The following is a 23,913-nucleotide window of genomic DNA, read 5'->3' on the forward strand; positions in this document are numbered from 1 at the left end:
ATAGCGCAGTGATTGAGCTTCCTTCGAATAGGGAAACAGGTCTGTGTCGGCAAAAAAAATCCTTTGTGTTATCGGGACGCGTCCCGAGGCCATCAAAATGGCCCCGGTCATTCTGGCCTTGAAAAAAGAGCGTTGGGCCGATGTGCGGGTCGTTGCCACAGCGCAGCATCGTCATTTGCTCGATCAGCTCCTGCGTTTTTTCGGGATCGAGCCCGATATTGACTTGAACATCATGCGGCCAAGTCAAACCCTCGCCACTCTGACCGCCCAGTTATTGCTCGACATGGATACGGTCCTGCTGGAACAGCAGCCCGATGTCGTGCTGGTGCAAGGCGATACCACGACGGTGATGGCCTGCGCTTTGGCATGCTTTTATCAGCGTATACCGCTGGGCCATGTTGAAGCCGGCCTGCGCACCTGGGACAAGCAATCGCCCTTTCCCGAAGAAGCCAACCGGGTCATTACCGGTGAGTTGGCGCGTTGGCACTTCGCACCGACTCAAGGTGCCCGGCAAAACCTGCTGAAAGAGGGCGTCTGCAGCGCGGACATTTTTGTCACAGGCAATACCGTGATTGACGCGCTGCTCGCGACGGCCACCCTGGCTCCGCAACTGGGCCTTGAGCTTGACCCGAGCAAGCGCCTGGTGCTGGTGACGGCTCACCGTAGAGAGCATTTTGGCGAACCTTTTCGCAGCATCTGCCGAGCGTTGCGAACCCTGGCAGAGAACAACCCGCAGGTTCAGTTTCTGTATCCCGTGCATCCGAATCCGAATATCCAGGAAGTCGCCCAGGCGTCCTTGGCGGGTATTGCGAACTTCAGATTGTGCGCGCCATTGGATTACGCGGCGTTCGTGGCTGCCATGAAAGCGGCGTATTTCATCCTGACCGATTCGGGAGGCGTCCAGGAGGAAGCGCCTGCGTTGGGTAAGCCGGTGCTGGTCATGCGTGATGAAACCGAGCGGCCGGAAGCAGTGGAGCAGGGCGGGGTAAAACTGGTGGGCGCGAACTGTGAGCGCATCGTTGAAGAGGCGCAGCGCCTACTGGACGATGAGTCCGCCTATCGCGCCATGGCACGTGGTTTCTCGCCCTATGGCGATGGGCAGGCGGCCGGGCGCATTGTCAGCGTTCTGCGCGAGCACTTTTCGTGAAGCGTCTGGTCTTCCTCTCGCCGTTACCCTGGGACAGTTTCGCCCAGCGGCCGCACAAGTTTGTCGAATGGGTTCACCGCCGCACGGGCGCGCAGGTACTGTGGGTAGACCCTTATCCCACGCGACTTCCCCGGTGGAGCGATCTCAGGCGCTCATCGGTAGCCCCAACTACGCACCAGCCTGCCGGCATGCCGTCGTGGCTTAGCGTGATCAACCCCGGCGGTTTGCCCATCGAGCCGCTGCCAGGCGTCGGTTGGGTGAATCAGTTTTTGTGGCGAAACACGCTGAAGCAGATCGATGCATTCATCCACGACGTCCCTGCATTGCTTGTCATCGGCAAGCCCTCAGCGCTTGCGCACTTGCTGTTGCGGCGGCTTCCTCATTGCGCGTCTTTGTACGACGCCATGGATGACTTCCCGGCGTTTTATACCGGCCTGTCCCAGTCTGCGTTGGCGCGCTGTGAGCGGTTGATCGCTCAACGCGTGGACGTGATCTGGGCGTCCAGTTCCGGCCTCGATGCGCAGTGGAGGCGTTATCGACGTGAGGTACAACGGGTATTCAACGGGCTCGACCTGTCGGCGATTTCCGCCGTGCAACCCGCCCCGGTCGCGTCGGCACGCAAAGTGTTCGGTTACGTCGGCACGATGGCGGCCTGGTTTGACTGGGACTGGGTCGCCGCGTTGGCCAAGGCCCGGCCGAACGATGAAATTCGTTTGATCGGGCCGGTCTTCGGGACGTTGGGCGCTCGACTGCCGCCCAACGTGGTGGTGTTGCCCGCCTGTGACCATGGGGCCGCGCTGAGTGCTATGGCCGAGTTTGATGTGGGGTTGATTCCGTTCAAGCAGAACGCGCTGACTGCCTCCGTCGATCCTATCAAATACTACGAATACCGAGCTTTGGCGTTGCCGGTGATCTCGACTGATTTCGGCGAGATGCATGAGCGTGGTGACCTGCCGGGGGTTTTTATCAGCCACTCGCAGACTGATCTTGCTGCGTTGGCTGAGGCCGCTTTGCAGTGTGAACGCGATACCGATGAAGCCTGTGCCTTTGCACGGCAACACTCATGGGAGGCGCGTTTTGATGCCGCCAAGCTTTATTCATAACTGTGATGTGATCGTAGTTAACTACAACGCTGGCAAGCTGATCGGCGACTGCGTCGCGTCGGCGCTGAAGGAAGGCGCCTTGCGTGTGATCGTGGTGGACAACGGTTCGAGCGATGGGAGCCTGGCGCACTTGAAGGCGTATGAGGCCGATGCCCGCGTAAGCATCATCAGGAACAACCACAACAGTGGTTTTGCCGCGGCCTGCAATACCGGCGCGGGCGTTTGCGATGCGGGTACGTTGTTATTTCTGAACCCCGATTGCGTGCTGATGCCGGGGGCGCTGGGGCACATGATGGACGTGCTGTACAGCGATCCTGCCACGGGCATGGTGGGTGGGTTCCTGTGCAACCCCGACGGGTCCGAACAGCCGGGCGGACGACGGGTGTTCCCCACGCCAAGGCGTGCATTCGTACGGGCGTTTGGGTTGTCCCGCCTGGACTGGCTGTTTCCTTCTTTCTGCTCGGACTTCTTGTTGCATCGCGAGCCACTGCCCGACGAACCGGTCGCCGTGGAAGCTATTTCTGGCGCCTGCATGCTGGTCAAACGTGAGGCCCTCGTCGATGTAGGCCTGTGGGACGAAGGCTATTTTCTGCACTGCGAAGACCTGGATTGGTGCATGCGTTTCCGATTGAAACAGTGGCGCGTGGTGTTCGTGCCCCAGGCGCGCGTCATGCACTGGCGGGGTGCGTGCAGCCGGAGCCGGCCATTCTTTGTCGAATGGCACAAACACCGTGGCATGGTGCGTTTCTACGAGACGTATTTCAGGGCGCAGTATCCCAAGGTGCTGTGGTGGTGGGTGGTGATGGGGGTGTGGCTGCGCTTCGGCATGGTATCAACCTACTATGGCGTCAAGTTGATGCTGGCTCGACTGGGCGTTGGGCGTGCCTGAGGTCACGGTGGGGGTGCTGGGGGCCAGCAGCTTAGTGGGGCGTTATGTACTGGCGTTGCTTGCGCGCGAACACTGCAAGGTCGTCGCGTTTTCCCGGCAGGAACAGCACGGTACGGAGAGTGGCACGATTCGTTGGCAACGTTTAGCCGAACTGGCGAAACCTGAGCCTGTGCAGACCATTTCGTTGTGGATCTGTGTGGCGCCGATCTGGGTGCTGCCGCAGTATTTTGCGCTACTGCAGGCCTGCGGTGCGCGCAAAGTCATTGCTCTCTCTTCCACCAGTTGCTTTACCAAAAGCCACTCCGATGACCTGCACGAGCAGCACCTGGCCAGCCAGTTGCGCGACGCCGAGGTCCGCGTTGAAGATTGGGCGCTGCATCACCATGTCCACTGGGGCATCCTGCGGCCTACGTTGATCTACGGCGACGGGCGCGACAAAAACATCGCGGAGATTGCCCGGTTTATCCGCCGATTCGGTTTTTTTCCGGTGTTTGGCCGTGCGATGGGGCTGCGCCAACCCGTGCACGCCGAGGATGTGGCGATGGCTTGTGTGCGTGCAGTGCAGGCGCCCCACGTGTGCCGTCACGCTTATAACCTTTCAGGCGGGGAAACACTGGCGTACCGGGACATGGTGAGCCGAGTGTTCAGCGCCCTGAACCGGCGCCCGCGTTTGCTCACGGTGCCGCTTTGGGTATTCAGGATTGCCGTGCCGCTGCTGCGCTGCCTTCCGCGCTATCGTAAGTGGTCGGCGGCGATGGCGCAGCGCATGAACCAGGATTTGGTCTTCGATCATGGGGATGCAGCGCGGGACCTTGGCTTTGTGCCCAGGACGTTTTTGCTGTCGGAACAGGAACTGCGTTAGTCACTCATGCTCATGGGGCACCCACGGGCCCCACTTCGCTTCGTAAAGCGCCTTGTTGCGTTCAAACAGCGCCAGACGCTCGCCTTGGTGCATGAGTTTGAACGACGCCGACAGGTGATGATGGATGAACACATCACGCGCGCAGGCGCTCACCAATCCGGCTTGCTCGACCCGTCGGCAGTAGTCGTCATCCTCGAAGAATCCCCGTCCATACGCCTCATCCAGCGGGCCGATGCGTTTGTAGGTACTGCGCGGCATCATCACGCAGAAAAACGCCAGGGTCGGCAGCCGGACAACTTCGCCCAGGTGCCGGCAGGTATAGCGCCGAGCCGCCTGCGGCATGTCCACGAGGCTGGCGTAGTCAATGTCGACCTTGGCCTGATTGCCGATGTTATTGGTCACCGGGCCGATCAGGCCGAGTTCGGGGTGGCGTTGCAAATGCCGCTGCAATGTACTTGCCCACCCCGACGTCACCTGCGTGTCGTTGTTGAGCAGCGCGAGGTAATCGCCGTTGGCAACCGCTAAACCCTGATTGTTTGCGGCAGCGAAGCCACGGTTGTCGGTGTTGAGTATGAGTGTCTGCCCGCTCCCGGCAGCCCACTCGGTGAGAAATTCGGCGCTGCCATCATTGGAGGCGTTATCCACCACGATGATCTCCAGCGCGGGGGATTCGCGGTTGCGCTCCAGGCTGTCCAGGCAGGCGCGGGTCAGCGCCAGGTTGTTGTAGGTCACCACGATGACGCTGGTCCGTGGGGCGTGTTCGCTGTGTTCGGCCAGGGTTATGAGCGTATCGGCACGGTGTGCCCAGGTTTGTTGGGCGGCGAACGCCTGCCGTTGGGCAATCTGTTCAATGGTTGACGGCACCAGCGCTTGGGCAATGGCCGCAATAAACCCTGGCGTATCCCGCGCGACCTGCACTTGTTCGCCGAATTGCTGCATTTCTGGCAGATCCACCGTAACCACTGGTTTGCCGGCGCTCAGGTACTCATAGACTTTGACCGGGTTGGTGGCGAGTGTCAGCGGCGTCACCTTGAACGGCACGATGCACAGGTCGAAACCGTGCAGGTAATAGGGCAGTTCGGTATAGGGCACTTCACCGATAAATTCGACGTTCGGGCAGCCGCGCAATCGGGCACGAACCCCTACTGTATCGGCGCCGATCAGTAGCACGACATGCTGGGGAAAGGCCTTGGCGATCTGGACCACCAACGCGTGGTCGAACCAGTCGGCGATGGCGCCGTAATAACCAATCACCGAGCGTTGCAAGCGATCACGGTAGATCGACGCCGGCACGCTGGAGAACTGGCTGAAATCTGCGGCATTGCGCAGGACGGCGCTGGGCCTGTTGGCTTGGACCGGCCATTGCTGGGCCAGCCAGTCGGAGGTGAACAGTCGGATGTCGGCGTCCCGGACCAGTCGCTGCTCAAGGAGCAGGATGTCCGCTGCGTTGTCGCCGAAGCCTTGATGATGGTCCATGCAGTCGTAGATCAATCGGCTATCGGGTAACTCAGCGGCGACGTCGCACCAGAACGGGTGTTGCACCAATGAAATCACCCGTGCGCAGCCGGCCCAAAGCAGCACCTCGCCGATGCTGCTGCACAGCTGTTGAACCTGCGCGGTGCTCGGGGCCGCGGCGTAGATCAGCGGCGCGCCACGCGTGAACAAGTGGACCTGGAACAACCGGTGCTCTTGGTCCAGCGCCTCAAGCTCAAAGCCGGCGTGGCTGGCATCTATCAGTGACGTCGAAACGTAAATAACCCGCCGTCCCGTGGCGACCAGCGCGAGGGCCAGTTGTTGAGGGCGTTGGTGCCGGAAGTCCCAGTCGATAGCGCCCCAGATAATGTAGTCCGCCAGCCCGGCCTGCGGTGGCTGCGGGGCTGGCGAAGGGCTGACGAAACCCTGCCCGGGGTTCAGGGCGCTGCGTAGCGCGCGAACTGCTCTGAGCACTGCCCTTCGGTAAAAGGCCGCGAGCAGTTTTTTCATACTGGCCGGAAGCGGCAGCCGGTGGTAGGCCACACGCCAGCGGTTCCAGCGTGAGGGACGCCGATCGGTCAGCATAGGGGCGGGCTGCCTTATCAGGACTTTCGCGGTGAGGCGGCGACGATGACGAAGTCGCTTTTCAGCGTGCCGGATTCGATCAAGCCGTCTTCGATGTCGAACAACATTTGCAGCACCCGTAACGACTGTGGATTGTCCTCCTTGAAATTGCCGGCGATACCGTGCATCAGGAACTGCAGCAGCGAGCCGCCGCAAAGGTTCAGTGCCCGGATATCAAAGTGCTCTCCCACCACCCGCAGAATATCCGCCGAACGCACGGCTTCCGAAGGGTCGACTTTGACCACGTCGGCCGGGTCGGGTAATGGCACGGCGTGTTGCACCTGGCCGTATGAACCCTGCACGAATGAACGGCGAAACTGCTCGGGAATCAAGCCGAACGCGTGGCTGATGGCTGCACGTTGCTGCGCATCAAAGGCGAAGTGGTTGGCCCCGACGTATTCATTGAAGAACAGCCAGCCGCCGGGTTTCAGGCTATGGGCAACGCGCTGGCAGACCACCTCCAGCTCACGGATATGGTGCAGCGAACCATTGAACCAGACCGCATCGTATTGATTGGCAGGCAGGTCAGTCTTTTCGATATCGCACAACGAGTAATTGATTGTTGACGCACCCATCGCCAGCGCTTCTGCCCTGGCGGCGTCGAGTGCGCCCGGTGCGATGTCCACGGCGTCGCAGTGTTCGAATGCGTGGAGCCTGTAGAGCTCGCGCTCCAGGGTGCCGGTGCCACAGCCGATACTGAGCATCCGAGCGCCTTGCACCGGGTCGCCCAGGAACTCTTTGAGGCAGTACTGCACCCAGCCGGGGTGGCCGCTGCCAGCCGTTGCCTTACGCTGATGGCGCCGCTGTACCGCCGGAACGGCGAGCCAGTAGACATCCGCAGAAAAAGCATCGGAGCCGGCCATGTTTTCCGACCAGTGATCGGCCGTCACTTGCTTGTCGGCGCTTATCTCTTCCAGCTTACCGCTGAGCTTGCTCATGATTCGCTTGAACACGGAGTCCTCCTTGGGTGGGTCAGTGCGTATCCGGTTGTCGCTGTGGCTGCGGACGTGTCCAAGCCCCCCATTTGCTTTCGAAATACGCTTGGTTTTTGTCCCACAGCGCTTGGTATTCACCGCTGACAATCAGCTTCTTGAAGGAAGCTTGGCCTACGTGATGGATGAAGGCGTCCTCTGCGCACACGGTCCGCAAGCCCGCCGCCTGGATACGCCGGCTGTAATCGTCGTCCTCGAACATGCCGATGCCGAAGGCCTCATCCAGCCAGCCGATGCGCTCGAACACGTCGCGACGCATGGCCACGCAGAACATGGCGAGCATGCTGATATCGAACGTACGGCCTCGGTGCTGCGCGACGTGGCGGTCGGCGAAGGCTTCCATGTGTGCAATGTCAGCGTAGTCGACGCTGATCTTGGCTTCGTTACCCACCGAGTTGGTCATCGGGCCGATCAGGCCGATCTGTGGGTCTTGCAGGTGGCGGAGCAACGGGTCTATCCAGCCCTTGGGCACCACAGTGTCGTTGTTGAGCAGCACCAGGTAATCCCCGGTTGCCAATTTGAGCCCCTGGTTATTGGCGGCGGCGAAGCCCAGGTTACGGTCGTTGAGCACCAGGGTGAGGTTGGCGTGGGTGCGGCCCAGGTAACGCAGGTAGTTGCCCGTATCGTCCGAGGAGGCGTTGTCGACGATGATCAGCTCGTAATTAGGGTAGGTGGTGTTGCGCAGCAGGCTTTCGACGCAGGCTTGGGTCAGCTCGACATTGTTGTAGGTGACGACCACGATCGACACTTTCGGATGCAACGCCTTCAGTGCGCTGAGGTTGGCGTCGAAGCGATTGCGCCAGTCATTGGCGCTGGCGAGTGCCACTCGCTCGGTGGGCGTCGCGAGATCGGTTTCGCTCAAGGCACGGTTAATCTGCTCGATGAACGCTTGCGGCCCATCGGCGAAATACACGTAGTCGTCGTAGATCTTCATTTCTTCCAGCGGTACCGACACCACCGGTTTACCCGCGCTGATGAACTCGTAGAATTTCACCGGATCGACCGCGTGGGTCACGTTGTACAGCCGAAATGGGATCAGGCAGACATTGAAGTGGTACAGGTACAACGGCATCTGGGCATAGGGCTTTCTGCCGAGCAGGTGCACATTGGGCAAACGGTCAAGGCCGGCCAGGTCCTTGACGAAAATGTCGCCGATCAACACGAAACTCCAGTCTGTACGCTGCCGGGCGATGGTGGCGATCAACTGCAAGTCCACCCACTCGGCCAGGCCCCCGTAAAAACCGATCAAGGGCCGTGGGATATCCGACAGCAGGCTGTTGGGCACGCAGTTGCGTTCGAAGAATCCGAAATCCACACCATTGCGCAACAGCAGGCAGTTACTGCTCGTCGTTGCCCATTTTTCGTGCAGCAGGGCGGCGGTGACGGTCACCAAGTCGGCGTCTCGAACCAGGGTTTCTTCTTCCTCCAGCAACACCTTGCCGATGCCCGGAAAGCCCACCCAGTCATCCATGCAGTCGTATTGGATTTTCCAGCCATGGTCTCGGCGCAACTGAGCGGCGAGTGGTGCCCAGAAGGCCAGGTGGACGACGGACACCGCCGTCTTTATGCGCAAGTCCTCGGCCAGTTGCTCAATCGCCGTCGAATAGGCCAGTAGATTTTTTTCTCCGATGCGGTCGTTGTAGCAGTCCACGAACTCCTGGCGCTGTAACGCAATCTCGAAGACGCCGGGCGCCACTTCAAGGCAGCTATAGGCATGGCCGGGCTCGGCACTGCGTGAGGGCACGATGTAGAAGACGCGGTAGCCATGCCTGGCGAACTGGCTCATCAACTGCTGGGGGCGCTGGAAACGCGCGGCCCAGTCGATATTGGCGAAGCAGAGGATGTCGAAGCGGTTCTCTGACGAGGCTTCGTCAGGCGCTGGCGACCCGTTGCTTATCGACGGGCTGCTAAGAGGAAAACTGTCCTGGTGCAGGAAGTCGGGAGTGTCGGGGCCGGTGTGCAGTGATCGGTATCGCAACCAATGAAGCAGTGCTCGCAACGGCTTGGTGATCCGCCAGGAGCGCGTGTTTTTTAACGTTGCGATATAGGCAATTGCTGCGTCTCGCTGCCGGCTGGCTGCATCACGCTCCATGCGCATGCGGTCTTGCTCAAGGGTAGCTTGGCTGTCCTTATCCATGTCGTTGGCCTTCACGAGCGTGTTGGGTTGTTCTGCTCGCCATAAGCGTGCAGCGGTGTCTGGTCATCGGCGGGCCACATCGAACTGCTGGAGCCAGGTCGATAGAACGTGACGGTGACGCTGCGCCGAGAGGAGCGGCAACCGTCCACCACCCGTGAAACGGCATGCCAGGAATGGTCTGAGCGAACCAGAATGGCTGAGTTGCCGATCACCGGGACCACTTGCGCGACGATATCGGCGGGGGCTGCAGAGCCGAGGATTTGCAGGCAACCGCCCTCGGCCGGGTTCCACGTCTGGTTGAAATACAGGATGTGCGTGACCAGCTTGTCGCCCAGGTCCGGGTGAGGTCCCAGGTTGGCCCCAGGCCCGTAATGGAACACGTTGACCTCCATCGGCACCTGCGTCAGGTCCACGCCGGTCAACGCGGACATCGCCTGGCGGTACTTCGGCGAACGCAAGCTGTGGGTCAATGCCAGCCATTGGCGGCTTAACGTCTGTGGGTTGACCACCTCGTGGCTGCCCATTGCGATCAACTGCCGTGCCTCGTATTCGTAGTCCTTCGCCCCGCCGTAGCCGGAGACCGTCTTGAAGTGATCGTGCGGGTAGGTTTCGGCCAGCGCCCTCGCATCTTCCGGCGTATATAACTCACCGATCTCGGCCCAGGCATACGGGGCGGTGTGCAAGCGATGGGCACTTAGTTTGCTCAGGTCAATCATGTCGAAGGGCTCCCAGCCATTTCTGCAAAGTACGGCGAGCGTGGCGCAGCGGCGCCGTCAGCTTGAAAGAGTTGGAGCGATACAACTTTTCAAGCGCCTGTTGATGGTGTTCGTGTTCGGCTTGCCGCTCGGCGGCCTGGCGCTGGCTCTCTATGTATAGAGCTTCGAAAACGCCCCTCTCGGCGACCTGACGCTGGCTCTCTACGTATAGATCTTCGAAAACACCCCGCTCGACGGCCTGACGCTGGCTCTCTATGTATAGATCTTCCAAAACACCGGGCAAGCCTTGCCAGTAGCGGTTGAGGGCCGGGGGGGTGGGCCTGCGACCTTCGCGAACCAGCTCTGCCACACGGTCCCAGTGCGCGTCGACCTGTTCCATCGCCGAGGCGGTGACGGCAGATATCGGCTGCTTGCCCAACTGAGCGCGAAACCACTGCGGGTCAATCGCCTGTTCCCGGCGCAATTGGAAGATTCGCCCATGGCTGGGCAGTGCGGTGTATTTGCCGGTGCCCAGGTCTGCCGAGCAGAAGATCGGTACACCAAACACCAGCGAACTGATCGCCAAGTGGTAGCTGTGCCCGATCACACCTTCGGCATGGGCGATCACCTCGGCCAGCAGCAGGGGGGTGGGCCAATACGGCAGGCACCGCGAGCGCTCCAGATCATCGCCCAGGACTGAAGGGTGATCGCCCAGCACCGGCCCGATGGGCAGCAGCAATAGTTGCAGGTCCTCGAACAAGGCGGCATGTGTTCGCCACATCGCCAGGAAACTGTCCAGCCCCCACATGGCGTGCACCACCACATAGGGTTTGGTCAGGTCGGCACTGGCGCGTAATGCCAGGAATTCGGCTGACGGTGATTGGGGATCGAGCAGCCGAGGAAGACCAAAGGCGGTGTCGGGCAGCACCTGCACCGAGGCTGTTTCCGACACGCGGGCCAAGACCGCCTGCGACAGCGCATCCCTAACCCTGATGTGGGGGCTGTGATCCAGGGTCAGCTTCACCAGCGTCTCGGCCCACGGCGGTATGTCGTTGCAATGCATGCCCGGCGCATTCCAGATCAGCGGGACGCCGTGTTGCAACGCGATCAGTGCCGGCGTCAGCCAGTAACCGGTGGGGTGGTGGATGGACGCGTCCGGCGGGTAATAGTCGGTGGCCACCACTTTGTCGAAGCGAATGATGAAGCCGCCACCGATCAATACCCCGTCAAGCTGGGCGGCGATGTCGGGCAGTTGGGTCACTGAGGTGACCGCGTAAGGCCATTCAGGCTCGGCTTTGCCGTGATAGGAAAATCGGTGAAGCGTTATCGGGCCCAGACGCCTGGTCAACTCCGCCTCGGCGAGGATGGGGAACAATAAGTCGCCGTAATTGGCGACATCGAAGGTGCCGAAGATCCCGACCTGCCATTTTCGACTCATTGCAACTCCCCGGATTGGACTGTTTGAGCGCCGGGGCTGGCTTCTATTCCCAGGTCGACGAAGCCCAGGAAGTCCTTGGTGCCAGGCAAGGTGTCGAAGGCCAATAGCGCAACCTGCTTTTCGATCAACTGTGCAGTTTCTTCGGTGTGGCCGTTCATCAGTTTCAGTGTGATGTGGTACTTGCCCGCCGCGAGGCTGGCGGGGAAGCGGACGGTAATCGTCGCCCTGCGCCAGCCGTCTTGCGCGACCTCCATGTGCAGCGGCAGATTGGCCCCGCCGATCACCAACAGTCGGGCTTCCTGGATTGTCACGCTGATGGTCGGCAGCTCGATGGTTTCACGCACCCGGGTTTCGATGCGCAGCTCGATGGTTTCGCCATACACAAAGCTCGAATACAGGCTGTCAGTGTTGGTAAAGCAGGCCGCAACAATATGGCCTTCATCCGTGCCAAAGGCGATACCACCCTGTTCGGCGAGAAACGGCTTGGGGGCAACGGGCACCGTGCCGCCGCTGGCCCAGCGGCGCTGCTCGTCACGCATTTCGAGCAGGTAGAGTTCGGCCATTTCTTCGGGAGAACCGCTGGCGCGCACCTTGCCTTCACGCAGGTAAATCACCCGATTGCAAAAACGTTTGACCATGCCCATGTCATGGGACACGAACAGCAGTGTCGTCCCTTGTTGAGTCAGTGCTTCCAGACGGTTGAGGCATTTGAATTGAAAGGATGCATCCCCCACTGCCAGGGCTTCGTCGACGATCAGGATGTCCGGTTGCACGCACACCGCCACCGCGAATGCCAGCCGCACCAGCATGCCGCTGGAGTAGGTCTTGGTCGGCTGGTCGATAAAGTCGCCAATATTGGCAAAGTCTGTGATTTCGGCGAATCGCGCCTCGATTTCGGCGTGGCTCAGCCCCAGCACGGCACCGTTCATGTAGACGTTTTCGCGGCCGGTGAACTCGTGATTGAAGCCCGAGCCCAGCTCCAGCAACGCGGCGACGCGGCCATGGCTCTGAAGGCTGCCGGACGTGGCACTCAGCGTGCCGCAGATCAGTTGCAGAAGCGTCGATTTGCCACTGCCGTTGCGACCGATGATGCCCACCGTCTCGCCTTTGCGCAGCTCCAGCGACACATCCTGGAGTGCCCAGAACTCTCGGTAAAAATGTTTTTTGCCTCGGGATAGCATCTGCCACAGGCGATCCCTGGGCGTGTCATAGATGTGGTAGCTCTTACTTAGGTTGGCCGTTTGCACGGCGATTTCAGAGCACATCGGCAAATCCTTTGCGGGTCTTCTGGAACCAGATAAACCCCAGCCAGGCGACGCCACTGGCAACCACCAGGCCGCAGGCCCATGTGAAGGGATCGGGCACGATGCCCCAAAACAATACGTCTCGGGTCTGCTCGACCACCCGAGTGAGCGGGTTGAGGTGCAGAAGGCCTTGGTAGGCCTGGGGGAATGCGCTGGTAGGGTAAAAAATCGCCGACACAAACATCAAGGCCGTCGTCAGCACGCCGACCATCTGGCCGACATCGCGCAGGTAAACGCCCAGCGAGGCCAGCAGCCACGAGATGCCCAGGGTAAACAGCACCAGTGGCAGCAGCACCAAGGGCAAGAGCAGGCTGGTCAACGGTGGCAGGCCGAAAAACACCAGGTGGAAGACCAGCCAGATCGTCAGGCTGGCCAGGGTATGGAACAACACCGCGCCCAGCACTACCCACGGCAGGATCTCCAGGGGGAACATGACTTTCTTGACGTAGTTGGCATTGGATATGATCAAGCCCGGCGCACGGCTCACGCATTCGGAAAACACGTTGAACACCAGCAGGCCGGCAAACACCAGCAACGCAAACTCCGTTCTGGAGCCGCTGCCTTGGGGCCAGCGCATCTTGAACATCATGCTGAACACGAAGGTGTACACCAGCAACATGAAGAGCGGGTTCAGGAACGACCACAACAGCCCCATGATGGAGCCACGATACCGACCAATTACATCCCGCTGGACCATGGATACCAACAGTTCTCTGTGTCGCCAAGGGCTGGAAAACATGCCGGCCTGCGTGTTTGTTTGACTCATCCAACGATTCCCATGGCCAGTGCAGTGCGCTCATGAGTCTAGTCAGCAATTGTCGTTTCGCTATGTACCTTTTAAGGATTGTTCAATCGACCTTGATCAGCCCTGTATTGCTGGTGGCTCCCGCGATGGCCCTGACGCGCCGGTGCGTCAGCCGGTCTTCACGCAATTCTCGGTGCGAGTAAAATTTTTTTGTGGGCGCCGCTTGAAATTTTTTCCCCTGATCCTACTTAGGTTTTACGCGATGCCGAATGCGGGTCGCGTATCAAATCACTTGGAGAAAACTCAGGAGATTTTGCAATGGCTACTACTCTCTCGTTGGCCCCACTGTTCCGTCATTCCGTTGGCTTTGACCGGTTTAACGACCTTTTTGAATCGGCGCTTCGCAGCGAGGCCGGTACCACCTATCCACCTCACAACGTCGAAAAGCACGGTGATGATCATTACCGGATCGTCATCGCGGCCGCAGGACTGGTTGAGGATGACCTGGAGATCCAGGTGGAAAAAGGCGTGTTGACCGTCGCCGGTGGCAAGCGTGAACACGATGAGGGCATCACTTACCTGCACCAAGGCATTGCCCAGCGCGCGTTCCGTCTGTCGTTCCGCCTGGTCGACCACATTGAAGTGCAGGGCGCGCAACTCGCCAATGGGTTGCTGAGCATTGATCTGCTCAGGGTGGTCCCGGAGGAAGCGAAGCCTAAGCGCATTGCGATTGGCGGTGCGGCCAAGGCTGACGTGAAATCCATCAGCGAGCAGTAAGGCTGGAATGAATAAAGGCGCTCTTCGGAGCGCCTTTATTCGATGTGGCGAGGTCAAAATTAGCCGCTTTTGTGGTGAGCGGGCTCGTCACAAAAGCACAGCCGCCGCTTCATTGCATCTGCACATTTTGCGCGTTCTGCTGCTGCCCAGCCCGCCCCTCCCACTTGGCAATCACCAACGGCGCCAACGCATTGCCCAGCACATTCAGCGCTGTGGTCGGCATCTCCATCAAGCGGTACACCCCGGCGATAAACGCGATGCCTTCCAACGGCAAACCGGCGCTGGCCAGGGTGGCCGAAAGAATCACGAACATGAACCCCGGCACCCCAGCCGCGCCCTTGGAGGTGAGCACCATGGTCACCACCAGCAAGGCCTGATCGCCCAGGCTCAAATCAATGCCGTACAACTGCGCGACGAACAGGGTACCGATGCCGAGGAACAGTGAGGCGCCGTCGAGGTTGAACGAGTAACCCACCGGCACCACAAAGCTCACCAGTGAAGGTGGTACGCCGTAGGTCTCGAGTTTCTTCATCAGTTGCGGCATCACCGCCGCAGAGCTGGCGGTGGAGAAGGCCAGTACCAGTTCATCCTTGATATGACGCATCAGCGCGAACAGGTTGATCCCGCACAGGCGCGCCACCAGGTTGAGCACCACCAGCACAAAGAAGGCGATGGCCGCATAGCTGACCATGATCAGCTTGGCCAGTGGCAGCAACGAGCTGAAGCCGAAGTTGGCCACGGTCACGGCAATCATGCCGAACACGCCGATGGGCGAGTAGGCCATGATCATCGAAGTGACCTTGAACATCGCATCGCTGACGCCGCGCAACAGTGCGATGACCGGGTCTTTGCGCTCGGCGGGCAGGCGCGCCACGCCCAGGCCGAACATCACCGCAAAAAACAGCACCGACAGCAGGCTGCCCTGGGCCATGGCGTTGACCACGTTGTCGGGGATGATGCCGACGATGATCTGCCCCAGGCTATGACCGGCGCCGTTGCTGGTGGGCAGGGTGATATTCGCCGCGTGCAGGCTGGACAGTTCAGTGCCGGCGCCGGGCTTGAGCAGGTTGCCCATGACCAGGCCGATGATAATCGCCAGGGTGGTGATGCAGAAAAAATAGCTCAGGGATTTGACCCCGATACGGCCCAGGGATTTGCCGTCACCGTGCCCGGCAATGCCCACCACCATGCAGGAAAACACGATGGGCACCACGATCATTTTCATCAGCTTGATAAAGATGTCGCCCGCCGGTTGCAGGACATTGTCCACCAGCCATGGTCGGGATTCGGGAAAGCGGTGCAGCAGGGCACCAATGGCGATACCGGCGAGCAAGCCGATCATGATTTGCCAGACCAGCGCGATACGGGGCGTGTGCATGGGAATGCCTCATTTGAGATCAATGATTTTTAAATTGTTGTTCTAGGCAGTCAAAAGGCGTCCGTCCGCTGGTCGCCGGGTGTTACGGGTGGCCGTCAGCGCAGGTCGTGGCATGCGTCTTTGAGGCGACGGCACCCTTCTTCGATCACGTCCAGGGAGCTTGCGAACGACAGGCGCACATACGGCGACATGCCGTAGGCCGCGCCGCTGACCGTGGCCAGGCCGTAGTCGCGCAGCAGGTAGTCCACCAGTTGGGTGTCGCTGTCGAGGCGATCACCTTGGGGGGTGAGCTTTCCCATCAGGCCGCTGACGTTGGCGAATACATAAAACGCGCCATCCGGTGGTGTAACGCCCAATTCGGGGATGCCCTCAAGCAGCGCCAGAATCCGCGCGCGGCGTTGCTGGTATTCCCCGCGCATGCCGGCGATAGGTGCTTGATCACCCGCAAACGCGGCCACCGCTGCCGCCTGGCTCAATGAGCTGGGGCAGGTGGTGGTCTGTGACAGCAACTTGGCGATGGCCGCGATCAACCACGCCGGCCCCGCGCCAAAGCCCAGGCGCCAACCGGTCATCGCATAGCCCTTGGACGCGCCGTTGACGATCAGCGTGCGTGGCTTGAGGTCGGGCGCCAGGCGTGTCAACGGCACATGCCGGGCGTCTCCGTAGACGAAGTGTTCGTAGATCTCATCGGCCATGACCAGCACATGGGGATGGCGGCGCAACACCTGCGCCAGGGCCAGCAGCTCGGCTTCGCTGTACACCGCGCCGCTGGGGTTGTTCGGGCTGTTGAGGATCACCCATTTGGTGCGTGGGGTGATCGCCTCTTCGAGCGCGGCGGGCGACAGCTTGAAACCCAGGCGTTCATCGCCAGGAATGATCACCGGCGTGGCATCGTTGAGCCGTGCGATGTCCGGGTACGAGACCCAATACGGCGTGTGCACGATGACTTCATCGCCGCGATTCAACGTGGCGGCCAACGCGTGATAAATGATGTGCTTGCCACCGCAACCGGCGACGACTTCGTCCAGCCCATACACCACTTCATTATCGCGCTGCAGTTTCAGGCAGATGGCCTGGCGCAGCGCGAGGGTGCCTGGGGTGGCCGTGTAATGGGTATCACCGTTGTGCATCGCCAGGCTGGCGGCCTCAAGAATATGCGCTGGGGTGTCGAAGTCCGGCTCGCCCACGGTGAAGTTAACGATGTCGCGGCCTTGGGCGCGCAACTCGGTGACCAGGGCGTTGGCAGCAATGCTGGGGGAGGGCGCGATACCCAGGACACGGTCCGACAAAAATGCAGTGCTCATCTCGGACTCCTTCACACCAGGCCGGCATTGTTGAGGGCCTTGTCGATCCAGCTCTGGCGCACCGCACCGCTGGCAATTTCGGCCTTGACCGCTTCTTCGTGCTCGGCATGTTGCGCGGCGCGGCGCAGCACTTCGGCGGCGTCGGCCTGGGAGAACGCGACCAAGCCGTCTTCATCACCCACCAATAGGTCGCCGGGATTGATCACCATGCCGCCGATGGACACCGGCACGTTCACTTCGCCGGGGCCGGTTTTGTAAGGGCCGGTGTGCACCACGGCGCGGGCGTAGCAAGGGGTGTCCTCAAAGCTGGCGACATCGCGAATCGCGCCGTCGATCACAAACCCCACGCAACCACGCTGTTGGGCGTAGAGCTTGACCAGCTCACCGATCACCGCGTTGTTGGTGTCGCCTTGGCCGTCCACCACCAGCACATGGCCGGGTTGCAGCATGCTCATGGCCTTGTAGATCAGCAGGTTGTCGCCGGGACGGGTCTTGACCGTGATCGCCGTGCCCACCAGCTTGCCGCTGCGGTTGTAGCGCGTGAGTCCACGGGCGCCGATATGCCGGCCGAGGTTGTCGCTGATATGCGGCGTGACCACCTGGGCAAACGCCTCGACCAGTTCGGCCGGGGCCATGGGCGCGTTGGGAAGGATGCGTGAACCGGGCAAGGACATGGCAAATCTCCAGAATTGTTAGATAGCGATGGGCTATGGCCGGATCTTAGGAGTGATGATCGAAGAGTTTTAGCGATATTTTATGATGTGATAGCATCGCTTTTTCTCATGAATTGGTCGCCATGATCACCTTCAAGCAAATCGATGCGCTGTATTGGATTGCCGAACTCGGCAGCTTTGAAGCGGCGGCGAACAAGCTGAACATGTCTCAGTCGGCCATCTCCAAGCGCATCCAGGAGTTGGAAGACACCTTCGACGTCGAGATTTTCGACCGCAGCAAGCGCAACGCCCGGCTGACGGAGAAGGGTGGTGAGCTGCTCGACTACGCCCGCGACCTGCTCAACAGTCGCGACCAACTGCTCGAACGGGTCAGCGCCCGCGAAGTGCTGGTGCGCCGTTTTCGTCTCGGCGTCACCGAACTCACCGCATTGACCTGGCTGCCGGCGTTGGTGGAAGCGCTGCGCCAGGCCTACCCCAAAGTGCAGATCGAACCGTCGGTGGAACTGAGCAGCGAACTGTTTCGCAAGCTGGAAAGCGACCAACTCGACCTGGTGATTGTGCCGGACGTTTACAGCGACCCGCGCTTCCATAGCACCGCGCTGCAAAGCGTCGAAAACGCCTGGATCTGCGCGCCGGGCCTGATCCCCCATCCAGACCCCGTAAGCCTGGAAGTGCTGGCCGATTACACCGTCCTGACCCAGGGTTCGCAGTCGGGCACCGGCTTGATCTACGAGCGTTGGCTGGCCGCGCACAACGTGCAGATGCCGCGCACGCTCACCAGCCATAACCTGCTGGTGCAGGTGGGGTTGGCGCTGTCGGGGATCGGCGTGAGTTATTTGCCCAAGGCGTGTTTGTCGCACCTGATCGAGCACGGCGCATTACGCGCGCTGGTCACGCAGCCGGAGTTGCCGAGTATCCAGTACGTGGCATTGCACCGGGTGGACCGTCAATTCGGCTTGAACCAGGACGTGGCGCGGCTGGCGCAGGCCTGCTGTGATTTTTCGCGGTTACTGTTTTAGAACCAGTGTGGCGCGGTGCTAGTGTGTCGGTGCGGTTGAACACCCTTTAAAGAGGCTCACAGGTATGGCATTCACCACCCTGATACTGGATGCTCCCGGCCCGCCGTTGCTGTTCGAGGAAGTCGACCGATTCCTTGAGTTGGGCCTGATCGTCACCCTGAATCTCTACTATTTCACGGATAAACACAGTATCCGTGAGCACTATGGCGAGCGCATCCGGTACACCGAGATCAATGGCCACGACCGGCAAGCTTTTATCGACGCCGTGACTCAGGCCGGGGGGTATAGCGTGTTGAAGACGCGCCTGAATATTCCCATTGAGAGCGAACTGATCCGCGCCGCGGCATCATCGGCCCTGCCAACGCCGCTGCGCGCCATCGCCCAAGCGGGTACAGGCGTTAACCATATCGACCGGCAAGAGGCTGAGCGGTGTGGCGTGACCGTACTCAACACGCCGGGCTCCAACGCGTCGGCGGTCGCCGAATACGTCGTCGCCCAGGCGTTGTTTTTATCCAGGGACCTGGACCACTACAACGCCGAAACGCACAACGGCCGCTGGTCCAAGGGCACCTTGGCGCCCGGCCTCGAATTCGGCGAACTCACGCTGGGGGTGGTGGGCACCGGCAGCATTGCCCAAGCCGTCGCACGCAAAGCGGGATCGCTCGGTATCAATGTCATCGCCAGCGGTTCAGAGCGTTTTACGCAGCAGGTCGCGCGTAGCCTTGGGCTTGATCGACGGCAAACCCTCGAACAATTGCTGGGCGAGGCCGACGTGGTTTCTATCCACGTACCGCTGACACCGCTCACCCAAGGCCTGTTCGGCCTTGCCCAGTTCAGGCTGATGCGCCAAGGCTCGATACTGATCAATACCGCTCGCGGCGGCATCGTCGACGAAGCCCAGTTGGCAAGCTTCATGACCGCGTTTCCCAGGCATATCAAAGCGGTTGCCATCGATACCTTTGTCCACGAAAAAGACCGTTTTGATTCGCCACTGGCAGGCATCAGCAATGCCCAACTGACACCGCATATCGCAGGCAACACGACGACGGCGATCCGTAAGGCTTCACGGCAGATTGTCGACAAGATCCACGCACTCAGCCTGGCTGCGGGCGCAGGTTAACCACGGACCTGTTCATGGCCATCGGCTCGTTCGCCAACTTGCTGGTGCTGCTGACCATTGCCGAGCCGGTGCCGGTGAGCATTACCAGCGATACGTCAACGAACTGACCAACTGTCGCTCATCGCCATACCGGCAAATCGCGAATTCGCAATAGGTGTAGCGCTTGTTGGTGACGTTATTGGCGTTCAGCGCGACTTCCCAATGCGGGTCGATCTCGTAGCTGGCGCGGGCGTCGTACAGGGTATAGGCAGGCATCGATGACGGCACGCCGGAAGCCTGGGTGGTGCCTTTGTAGCGGGCGCCGCCGCCGATGCGCAGTTGCGGGATGCCGAGCGCCGCCAGGCGGTAATCGGCCCAGAGGGCGGCCTGGTGGTAGGGCGTATCTTCGCTGCGTTGGCCGATTTCACTGGCGATATCGCTTTTGGTGATGCGTGCGTCGATGTAGGCGTAGGACGAGATCAGGCTGAGGTTGGGGGTGACTTCGGTCTTGGCTTCAAGCTCGAAACCACGGGAACGCACTTCGCCGACCTGTACCGAGAAATTGAGGTCGGTGCGGTCCTGGCTCAGCACGTTTCGCTGTTCCAACTGGTACACCGCTGCACTCAGCAGCGTGGCGCTGCCTTCGGGTTGATAGCGGATACCGATTTCATACTGCTTGCCTTCGGTGGGCACAAAGCTTTGTCCCGCCTTGTCGGTGCCGGCCACCGGGAAGAACGATTCGCTGTAGCTGATGTAAGGCGCCAGGCCGTTGTCGGCCTTGTACACCAGCCCCGCGCGCCAGGTGGTAGCTTCATCGCGCTTGCTGCTCTTGGCCGAATTGCGGAACAGTTCGGTGTCCTGGTTGGCCCAGTCATGGCGGCCGCCCAACAGCAGAATCCAACGTTCGTCGAATTTGATCTGGTCCTGGTAGTAGATGCCTTTTTGCAGGGTGTCGATCTGCGAGCCACGGTCCGTGGCCGGGTTGCGATTCACTACCACCGGCTGGCCATATTGGTAGGTCGCCAGGTTCAACGGCTGTGCGGTACCACGGAAGTTGTGCGAGTCATAGCTGGTGTCGTAACCATCGAAGCCCAGCAGGAAGGTGTGCTGCCAGTCGCCGAACTGCCATTTGCTCTCGATATTGGTGTCGCTGGCCAGGCCCCGCGAGCGTTCCTGGCGGTCGCTGTATTGGCGCCGCAGCAGGCCGGTGGTTTGCGCGGTGCCGATGTTGGCGCCGGCGATGTTGACTTGCAGGTAACGCCACGTCACATCCGACTGGTAGTAACGCAGCTTGTTGCTGATACGCGTGTGTTCATCGAAGCGGTGTTCGAACTCATAGCCGAGCGCCGACATCTCGCCGTTCATTTCGTCGTAGTCCGGCTCGCCGATAAAGTCGTGGCGGCCGATCTGGAACCGGCCTTCGCCGACGCCTTTGGTTAACTGATAGGGCAGCGGCGCGGAGAAGCCCGTTTCGGTCTTCTGGTAGAACGACAGCAGGGTCAGCGAGGTGTCGTCGTCTGGTTGCCAGGTCAGGGCTGGGGCCACATAGATCTTGTCGTTGTTGATGTGGTCGGCGGCGGTGTCGCTCTTGCGATCGAGCAGGGTCAGACGGTAGCTCAAGGTGTCGCTGTCGCCCAACGGGCCTGTGAAGTCGGCGGACAGTTGCTTGCGGTCGTTCTGCCCGGCTTGCAGGTTAATCTCGTGGTAGGGCGTCTGGCTGGCGCGCTTGCTCACGGTATTGATCAGGCCGCCCGGCGACAGTTGGCCATACAGCACCGACGCCGCGCCGCGAATCACTTCCGCCCGTTCCAGGCCATAGGGTTCCTGCACGCCGTCGTAGGAGTTGTTCTGCAAGCGCAGGCCGTCGCGCAGGGAGCCGCCGGTGGCCGATTCCACATCGAAGCCGCGAATGCGGAAGCGGTCCGAGGTGCGGTTGAAACTGGTGGGCTGGCTGGTGAAGCCCGGGGTCAGGTCGAGGGTCTGCGACAGAGTTTCCGATTGGCGGTCGCGGATCTCGTCGCTGGTGACCACCGACAGCGATTGCGGGGTTTCGATGATCGGCGTGTCGGTCTTGGTGGCGCTGAGGTTGCGCGTAGCCACATAGCCCTGGACGTGATCGGTGCTGCTTTCTTCGATCCGCCCGGTGATCGACGTGGGCCCCAGTTCCAAGGAACCTGTAGTGTTGATCGGCACCAGCACGTAGCCATTGGCGCCTTGCATCGCCTGCAAGCCGCTGCCGCGCAGCAACTGGGCAAAGCCCTGGGCCACCGGGAAGTCGCCCTGCAGGCCGGTGGTGTTCAGGCCTGCGACGGTTGTGCTGTCGAACAGCAGCGCCACATGGGCCTGCTGGGCGAACAGGTTCAGCGCAGGTCCCAGTGGACCGGCGGCGATGGCATAACGCGCCGCCTCCTGCGCCGCCACCGGGCTGCACACGCCTAAGCTCAGCGCAGCCAGGCTGACCAGTTTGATCGCCAGGGCGAGGGGTAAGGGAGAACGCTTGAGGTGGCGTGGCATGGAAGAAATTCCTGTTATTAAGGTGCTTTCTTCCTTGACGGGGCAGGTGTGAAAAGCGGAACCCGGCAGGCGAAACTATTTTTCCAGGCGATCGACCTGCAACCACAACGGGCTGAACGCGCGGATACGCACCGGCAGGCCGTCGGCAATCAATTGCAAGGCGCGCCGCGGGTTATCCAGCGGCAACACAGCGGACACGCGCAGGTCGGCCAACTGCTGGCGATCGAACTGCACATGGCCGCCGTACTGGCGCGCGAGTTCATCGAGCACCTCCGGCAACGGCCGGTCCTGCACCACCAATTGATGGTGTTTCCAGGCGTCCTCCGTGGCGCGCGGGTCGATCCTGCCCAGCAGCGTGACCGCGTCCGGGGTGATGCGTGCCTGTTCGCCGGCGCTCACCTGCACAGCGTCATGCTGGCTGGCGTCGGTGGCGGCGACGGTCGATTCGAGCATGCTCAGCAGCGTACCCGGTGCTTCGCGCTTGACCGTGAAGCGCGTGCCGAGGGCGCGCATCTGGCCGTCGTCGGTCACCACCGTAAACGGCCGCGTCGCATCGTGGGCCACTTGCACGAGGATTTCGCCGCGCAGTAAGCGCACCTGGCGTTGCTGGCCGTTGAAGGTCAGGTCGACGGCGCTGTTGCCGCCGAGGGTCAATTGCGAGCCGTCTTCCAGATTGACCTGCTGCCATTGCGCCCGGGCGGTGCGCTGGTCGGCCAGCCAGTAACTGGGCGGGTAAGTTCGCAGCGCCAGGGCCACCGGCAACGCCAGCAGCACGCCTAGCAGCACGCGGCCGGCCGGGTTGCGCCGACGTACCCGGGCGGCCTCCAGCGCGGCCTGCACCGGCGCCTGTTGCGGGCGCAACGCCTGCAAACGCCCGACAAAACCCTGCAAGCGTTCAAACGCGGCCACGTGCCGTGGGTCGGCGGCCTTCCAGCGTTCGAATTGCTGTTGCTCGCGCTCGCTGAGGTTGCCTTCATTCAGACGGATCACCCAGTTGGCGGCTTGCTGGTCGAGGTCGGCGCTCATACGTCCAGCGCGTGGTTGCAGTGCATCAGCGCGTTCATCAAGTGCTTGCGCACCATGCGCTCGGAAATTCCCAGACGGCTGGCGATCTCGCTTTGGCGCAGACCTTCGAGGAAGTACAGCAGGAACGCCTGCCGCGCATTCAGGGCCAGGCCGTCGAGCACGAAGGCAATCTGTTCCAGTGCCTCCAAGGTGACGAGGATCTGTTCCGGCGACTGCTGGCACTGCTCCATCATCTCGACGGTCAGCGCCAATTCCCTCAGGTAGGTGTCTTCCAGATGACGCCGGCGTGCGCGGTCGATGATCAGGTGGCGCGCCGTTGTGGTGAGAAACGCCCGGGGCTCGCGCATGCCACCGAGGGCGTCGCGGGAGGTGAGGATTCGCACAAACGTATCGTGGGAAAGATCCGCGGCGTTATGGGGGCAGCCCAGCTTTTTGCGCAGCCAGCCGAACAACCAGCCATGGTGCTCGGTGTAGAGCGCATGGACGGCGTGGTTCAAGGGAAGATGGCGTGCCGACATGGGAGCATACGTCTGCGGATAAGAATTATTCGCAAGATTAGCGGTGTGCCATCAGCGAAAGCAAGCGTGCCCAGCATGGCCTGCTGAATTTATATCGCCTGGGCTGACTAACCGATGGGGAATCCAGCCCAGGCAAGCCGGTTATTTCGACTGATTGCTACGGCGCGGCACCGTCGAGGCGGCGATATCCCAGGT

The 23,913-nt window shown here is 60.9% G+C and carries 20 protein-coding genes; 7 read left to right on the plus strand and 13 right to left on the minus strand.

The genetic code is table 11. From position 1 onward, the window contains the following. The first annotated feature begins 43 nt into the window (after window positions 1-43). Genes wecB through ACKZ62_RS08715 form a run of 4 tightly spaced genes read left to right on the plus strand, consistent with a single transcriptional unit; the run spans window position 44 to window position 4,001 of the window. The gene (wecB, locus tag ACKZ62_RS08700) at window positions 44-1,147 is read left to right on the plus strand and encodes a non-hydrolyzing UDP-N-acetylglucosamine 2-epimerase (protein ID WP_256583497.1); all 1,104 of its coding nucleotides are present in this window, start codon (window positions 44-46) and stop codon (window positions 1,145-1,147) included. Continuing rightward, window positions 1,144-2,250: a glycosyltransferase family protein gene (locus tag ACKZ62_RS08705; protein ID WP_447096534.1), complete on the plus strand. Its 1,107-nt coding sequence runs from the start codon at window positions 1,144-1,146 to the stop codon at window positions 2,248-2,250. Before wecB ends, ACKZ62_RS08705 begins: the two co-directional genes overlap by 4 nt. Further along, the gene (locus ACKZ62_RS08710; protein ID WP_447096535.1) at window positions 2,228-3,139 is read left to right on the plus strand and encodes a glycosyltransferase family 2 protein; all 912 of its coding nucleotides are present in this window, start codon (window positions 2,228-2,230) and stop codon (window positions 3,137-3,139) included. Before ACKZ62_RS08705 ends, ACKZ62_RS08710 begins: the two co-directional genes overlap by 23 nt. Next, on the plus strand, window positions 3,132-4,001 hold the full coding sequence (locus ACKZ62_RS08715; RefSeq protein WP_447096536.1) for an NAD-dependent epimerase/dehydratase family protein: 870 nt from the start codon (window positions 3,132-3,134) through the stop codon (window positions 3,999-4,001). Before ACKZ62_RS08710 ends, ACKZ62_RS08715 begins: the two co-directional genes overlap by 8 nt. Here ACKZ62_RS08715 and ACKZ62_RS08720 read toward each other — a convergent pair whose 3' ends face one another. From ACKZ62_RS08720 to ACKZ62_RS08750, 7 genes are all read right to left on the minus strand, one after another. Next, a complete protein-coding gene (locus ACKZ62_RS08720; RefSeq protein WP_447096537.1) occupies window positions 4,002-5,948 on the minus strand; it encodes a glycosyltransferase in 1,947 nt (648 codons plus the stop codon). Window positions 5,949-6,076: 128 nt separating this feature from the next. Beyond that, on the minus strand, window positions 6,077-7,051 hold the full coding sequence (locus ACKZ62_RS08725) for a class I SAM-dependent methyltransferase (protein ID WP_241089452.1): 975 nt from the start codon (window positions 7,049-7,051) through the stop codon (window positions 6,077-6,079). Between the two features lie 19 nt (window positions 7,052-7,070). Next, entirely contained in the window at window positions 7,071-9,227 is a 2,157-nt protein-coding gene (locus ACKZ62_RS08730) for a glycosyltransferase (protein WP_447096538.1), read from the minus strand. An 11-nt stretch (window positions 9,228-9,238) separates the two neighbouring features. Then, window positions 9,239-9,943: a 2OG-Fe(II) oxygenase family protein gene (locus ACKZ62_RS08735; RefSeq protein WP_447096539.1), complete on the minus strand. Its 705-nt coding sequence runs from the start codon at window positions 9,941-9,943 to the stop codon at window positions 9,239-9,241. Continuing rightward, window positions 9,936-11,360, minus strand: a complete 1,425-nt coding sequence (locus ACKZ62_RS08740) for a polysaccharide pyruvyl transferase family protein (protein ID WP_286818890.1) — start codon at window positions 11,358-11,360, stop codon at window positions 9,936-9,938. Before ACKZ62_RS08740 ends, ACKZ62_RS08735 begins: the two co-directional genes overlap by 8 nt. Then, a complete protein-coding gene (locus ACKZ62_RS08745; protein WP_122754101.1) occupies window positions 11,357-12,625 on the minus strand; it encodes an ABC transporter ATP-binding protein in 1,269 nt (422 codons plus the stop codon). Before ACKZ62_RS08745 ends, ACKZ62_RS08740 begins: the two co-directional genes overlap by 4 nt. Continuing rightward, the gene (locus ACKZ62_RS08750; RefSeq protein WP_095185497.1) at window positions 12,615-13,430 is read right to left on the minus strand and encodes an ABC transporter permease; all 816 of its coding nucleotides are present in this window, start codon (window positions 13,428-13,430) and stop codon (window positions 12,615-12,617) included. The genes ACKZ62_RS08745 and ACKZ62_RS08750 overlap by 11 nt, the downstream gene beginning before the upstream one ends. Before the next feature lie 297 nt (window positions 13,431-13,727). On the opposite strand from ACKZ62_RS08750, the gene ACKZ62_RS08755 reads away from it, so the two are divergent. After that, window positions 13,728-14,186 carry an Hsp20 family protein gene (locus tag ACKZ62_RS08755; RefSeq protein ID WP_032885931.1) on the plus strand — a complete coding sequence of 153 codons (459 nt, stop codon included), beginning with the start codon at window positions 13,728-13,730 and terminating at the stop codon, window positions 14,184-14,186. 109 nt (window positions 14,187-14,295) lie between these two features. Here ACKZ62_RS08755 and ACKZ62_RS08760 read toward each other — a convergent pair whose 3' ends face one another. The 3 genes from ACKZ62_RS08760 to ACKZ62_RS08770 form a co-directional block, all read right to left on the minus strand. Further along, on the minus strand, window positions 14,296-15,564 hold the full coding sequence (locus ACKZ62_RS08760) for a cation:dicarboxylate symporter family transporter (protein ID WP_095185498.1): 1,269 nt from the start codon (window positions 15,562-15,564) through the stop codon (window positions 14,296-14,298). Between the two features lie 95 nt (window positions 15,565-15,659). After that, window positions 15,660-16,868, minus strand: a complete 1,209-nt coding sequence (locus ACKZ62_RS08765; RefSeq protein WP_095185499.1) for a pyridoxal phosphate-dependent aminotransferase — start codon at window positions 16,866-16,868, stop codon at window positions 15,660-15,662. A gap of 11 nt (window positions 16,869-16,879) precedes the next feature. Further along, window positions 16,880-17,542 carry an RraA family protein gene (locus ACKZ62_RS08770; RefSeq protein WP_095185500.1) on the minus strand — a complete coding sequence of 221 codons (663 nt, stop codon included), beginning with the start codon at window positions 17,540-17,542 and terminating at the stop codon, window positions 16,880-16,882. Window positions 17,543-17,664: 122 nt separating this feature from the next. Here ACKZ62_RS08770 and ACKZ62_RS08775 point away from each other — a divergent pair, with 122 nt between their 5' ends. Together ACKZ62_RS08775 and ACKZ62_RS08780 are read left to right on the plus strand one after the other, a co-directional pair. After that, a complete protein-coding gene (locus ACKZ62_RS08775) occupies window positions 17,665-18,561 on the plus strand; it encodes a LysR family transcriptional regulator (protein ID WP_122680471.1) in 897 nt (298 codons plus the stop codon). 64 nt (window positions 18,562-18,625) lie between these two features. Next, complete coding sequence (locus ACKZ62_RS08780) at window positions 18,626-19,681, plus strand: NAD(P)-dependent oxidoreductase (protein ID WP_447096540.1); 1,056 nt, start codon at window positions 18,626-18,628, stop codon at window positions 19,679-19,681. 81 nt (window positions 19,682-19,762) lie between these two features. Here the strand turns inward: ACKZ62_RS08780 and ACKZ62_RS08785 are convergent, their stop codons facing one another. The 3 genes from ACKZ62_RS08785 to ACKZ62_RS08795 form a co-directional block, all read right to left on the minus strand. Then, the gene (locus ACKZ62_RS08785; RefSeq protein WP_447096541.1) at window positions 19,763-22,174 is read right to left on the minus strand and encodes a TonB-dependent siderophore receptor; all 2,412 of its coding nucleotides are present in this window, start codon (window positions 22,172-22,174) and stop codon (window positions 19,763-19,765) included. 75 nt (window positions 22,175-22,249) lie between these two features. After that, on the minus strand, window positions 22,250-23,200 hold the full coding sequence (locus ACKZ62_RS08790) for a FecR family protein (protein ID WP_099603075.1): 951 nt from the start codon (window positions 23,198-23,200) through the stop codon (window positions 22,250-22,252). Then, the gene (locus tag ACKZ62_RS08795) at window positions 23,197-23,718 is read right to left on the minus strand and encodes a sigma-70 family RNA polymerase sigma factor (RefSeq protein WP_122680473.1); all 522 of its coding nucleotides are present in this window, start codon (window positions 23,716-23,718) and stop codon (window positions 23,197-23,199) included. Before ACKZ62_RS08795 ends, ACKZ62_RS08790 begins: the two co-directional genes overlap by 4 nt. Window positions 23,719-23,913: the final 195 nt, after the last annotated feature.

Source organism: Pseudomonas sivasensis, assembly GCF_052938085.1.

What these genes read in the sequence shown, in the direction of transcription:
- ACKZ62_RS08710 (WP_447096535.1), top strand. Translation starts at nt 2,228, where the DNA reads ATGCCGCCAAGCTTTATTCATAACTGTGATGTGATCGTAGTTAACTAC.
- ACKZ62_RS08730 (WP_447096538.1), bottom strand. Translation starts at nt 9,227, where the DNA reads ATGGATAAGGACAGCCAAGCTACCCTTGAGCAAGACCGCATGCGCATG.
- ACKZ62_RS08735 (WP_447096539.1), bottom strand. Translation starts at nt 9,943, where the DNA reads ATGATTGACCTGAGCAAACTAAGTGCCCATCGCTTGCACACCGCCCCG.
- ACKZ62_RS08740 (WP_286818890.1), bottom strand. Translation starts at nt 11,360, where the DNA reads ATGAGTCGAAAATGGCAGGTCGGGATCTTCGGCACCTTCGATGTCGCC.
- ACKZ62_RS08745 (WP_122754101.1), bottom strand. Translation starts at nt 12,625, where the DNA reads ATGTGCTCTGAAATCGCCGTGCAAACGGCCAACCTAAGTAAGAGCTAC.
- ACKZ62_RS08750 (WP_095185497.1), bottom strand. Translation starts at nt 13,430, where the DNA reads ATGAGTCAAACAAACACGCAGGCCGGCATGTTTTCCAGCCCTTGGCGA.
- ACKZ62_RS08755 (WP_032885931.1), top strand. Translation starts at nt 13,728, where the DNA reads ATGGCTACTACTCTCTCGTTGGCCCCACTGTTCCGTCATTCCGTTGGC.
- ACKZ62_RS08760 (WP_095185498.1), bottom strand. Translation starts at nt 15,564, where the DNA reads ATGCACACGCCCCGTATCGCGCTGGTCTGGCAAATCATGATCGGCTTG.
- ACKZ62_RS08765 (WP_095185499.1), bottom strand. Translation starts at nt 16,868, where the DNA reads ATGAGCACTGCATTTTTGTCGGACCGTGTCCTGGGTATCGCGCCCTCC.
- ACKZ62_RS08770 (WP_095185500.1), bottom strand. Translation starts at nt 17,542, where the DNA reads ATGTCCTTGCCCGGTTCACGCATCCTTCCCAACGCGCCCATGGCCCCG.
- ACKZ62_RS08775 (WP_122680471.1), top strand. Translation starts at nt 17,665, where the DNA reads ATGATCACCTTCAAGCAAATCGATGCGCTGTATTGGATTGCCGAACTC.
- ACKZ62_RS08780 (WP_447096540.1), top strand. Translation starts at nt 18,626, where the DNA reads ATGGCATTCACCACCCTGATACTGGATGCTCCCGGCCCGCCGTTGCTG.
- ACKZ62_RS08785 (WP_447096541.1), bottom strand. Translation starts at nt 22,174, where the DNA reads ATGCCACGCCACCTCAAGCGTTCTCCCTTACCCCTCGCCCTGGCGATC.
- ACKZ62_RS08790 (WP_099603075.1), bottom strand. Translation starts at nt 23,200, where the DNA reads ATGAGCGCCGACCTCGACCAGCAAGCCGCCAACTGGGTGATCCGTCTG.
- ACKZ62_RS08795 (WP_122680473.1), bottom strand. Translation starts at nt 23,718, where the DNA reads ATGTCGGCACGCCATCTTCCCTTGAACCACGCCGTCCATGCGCTCTAC.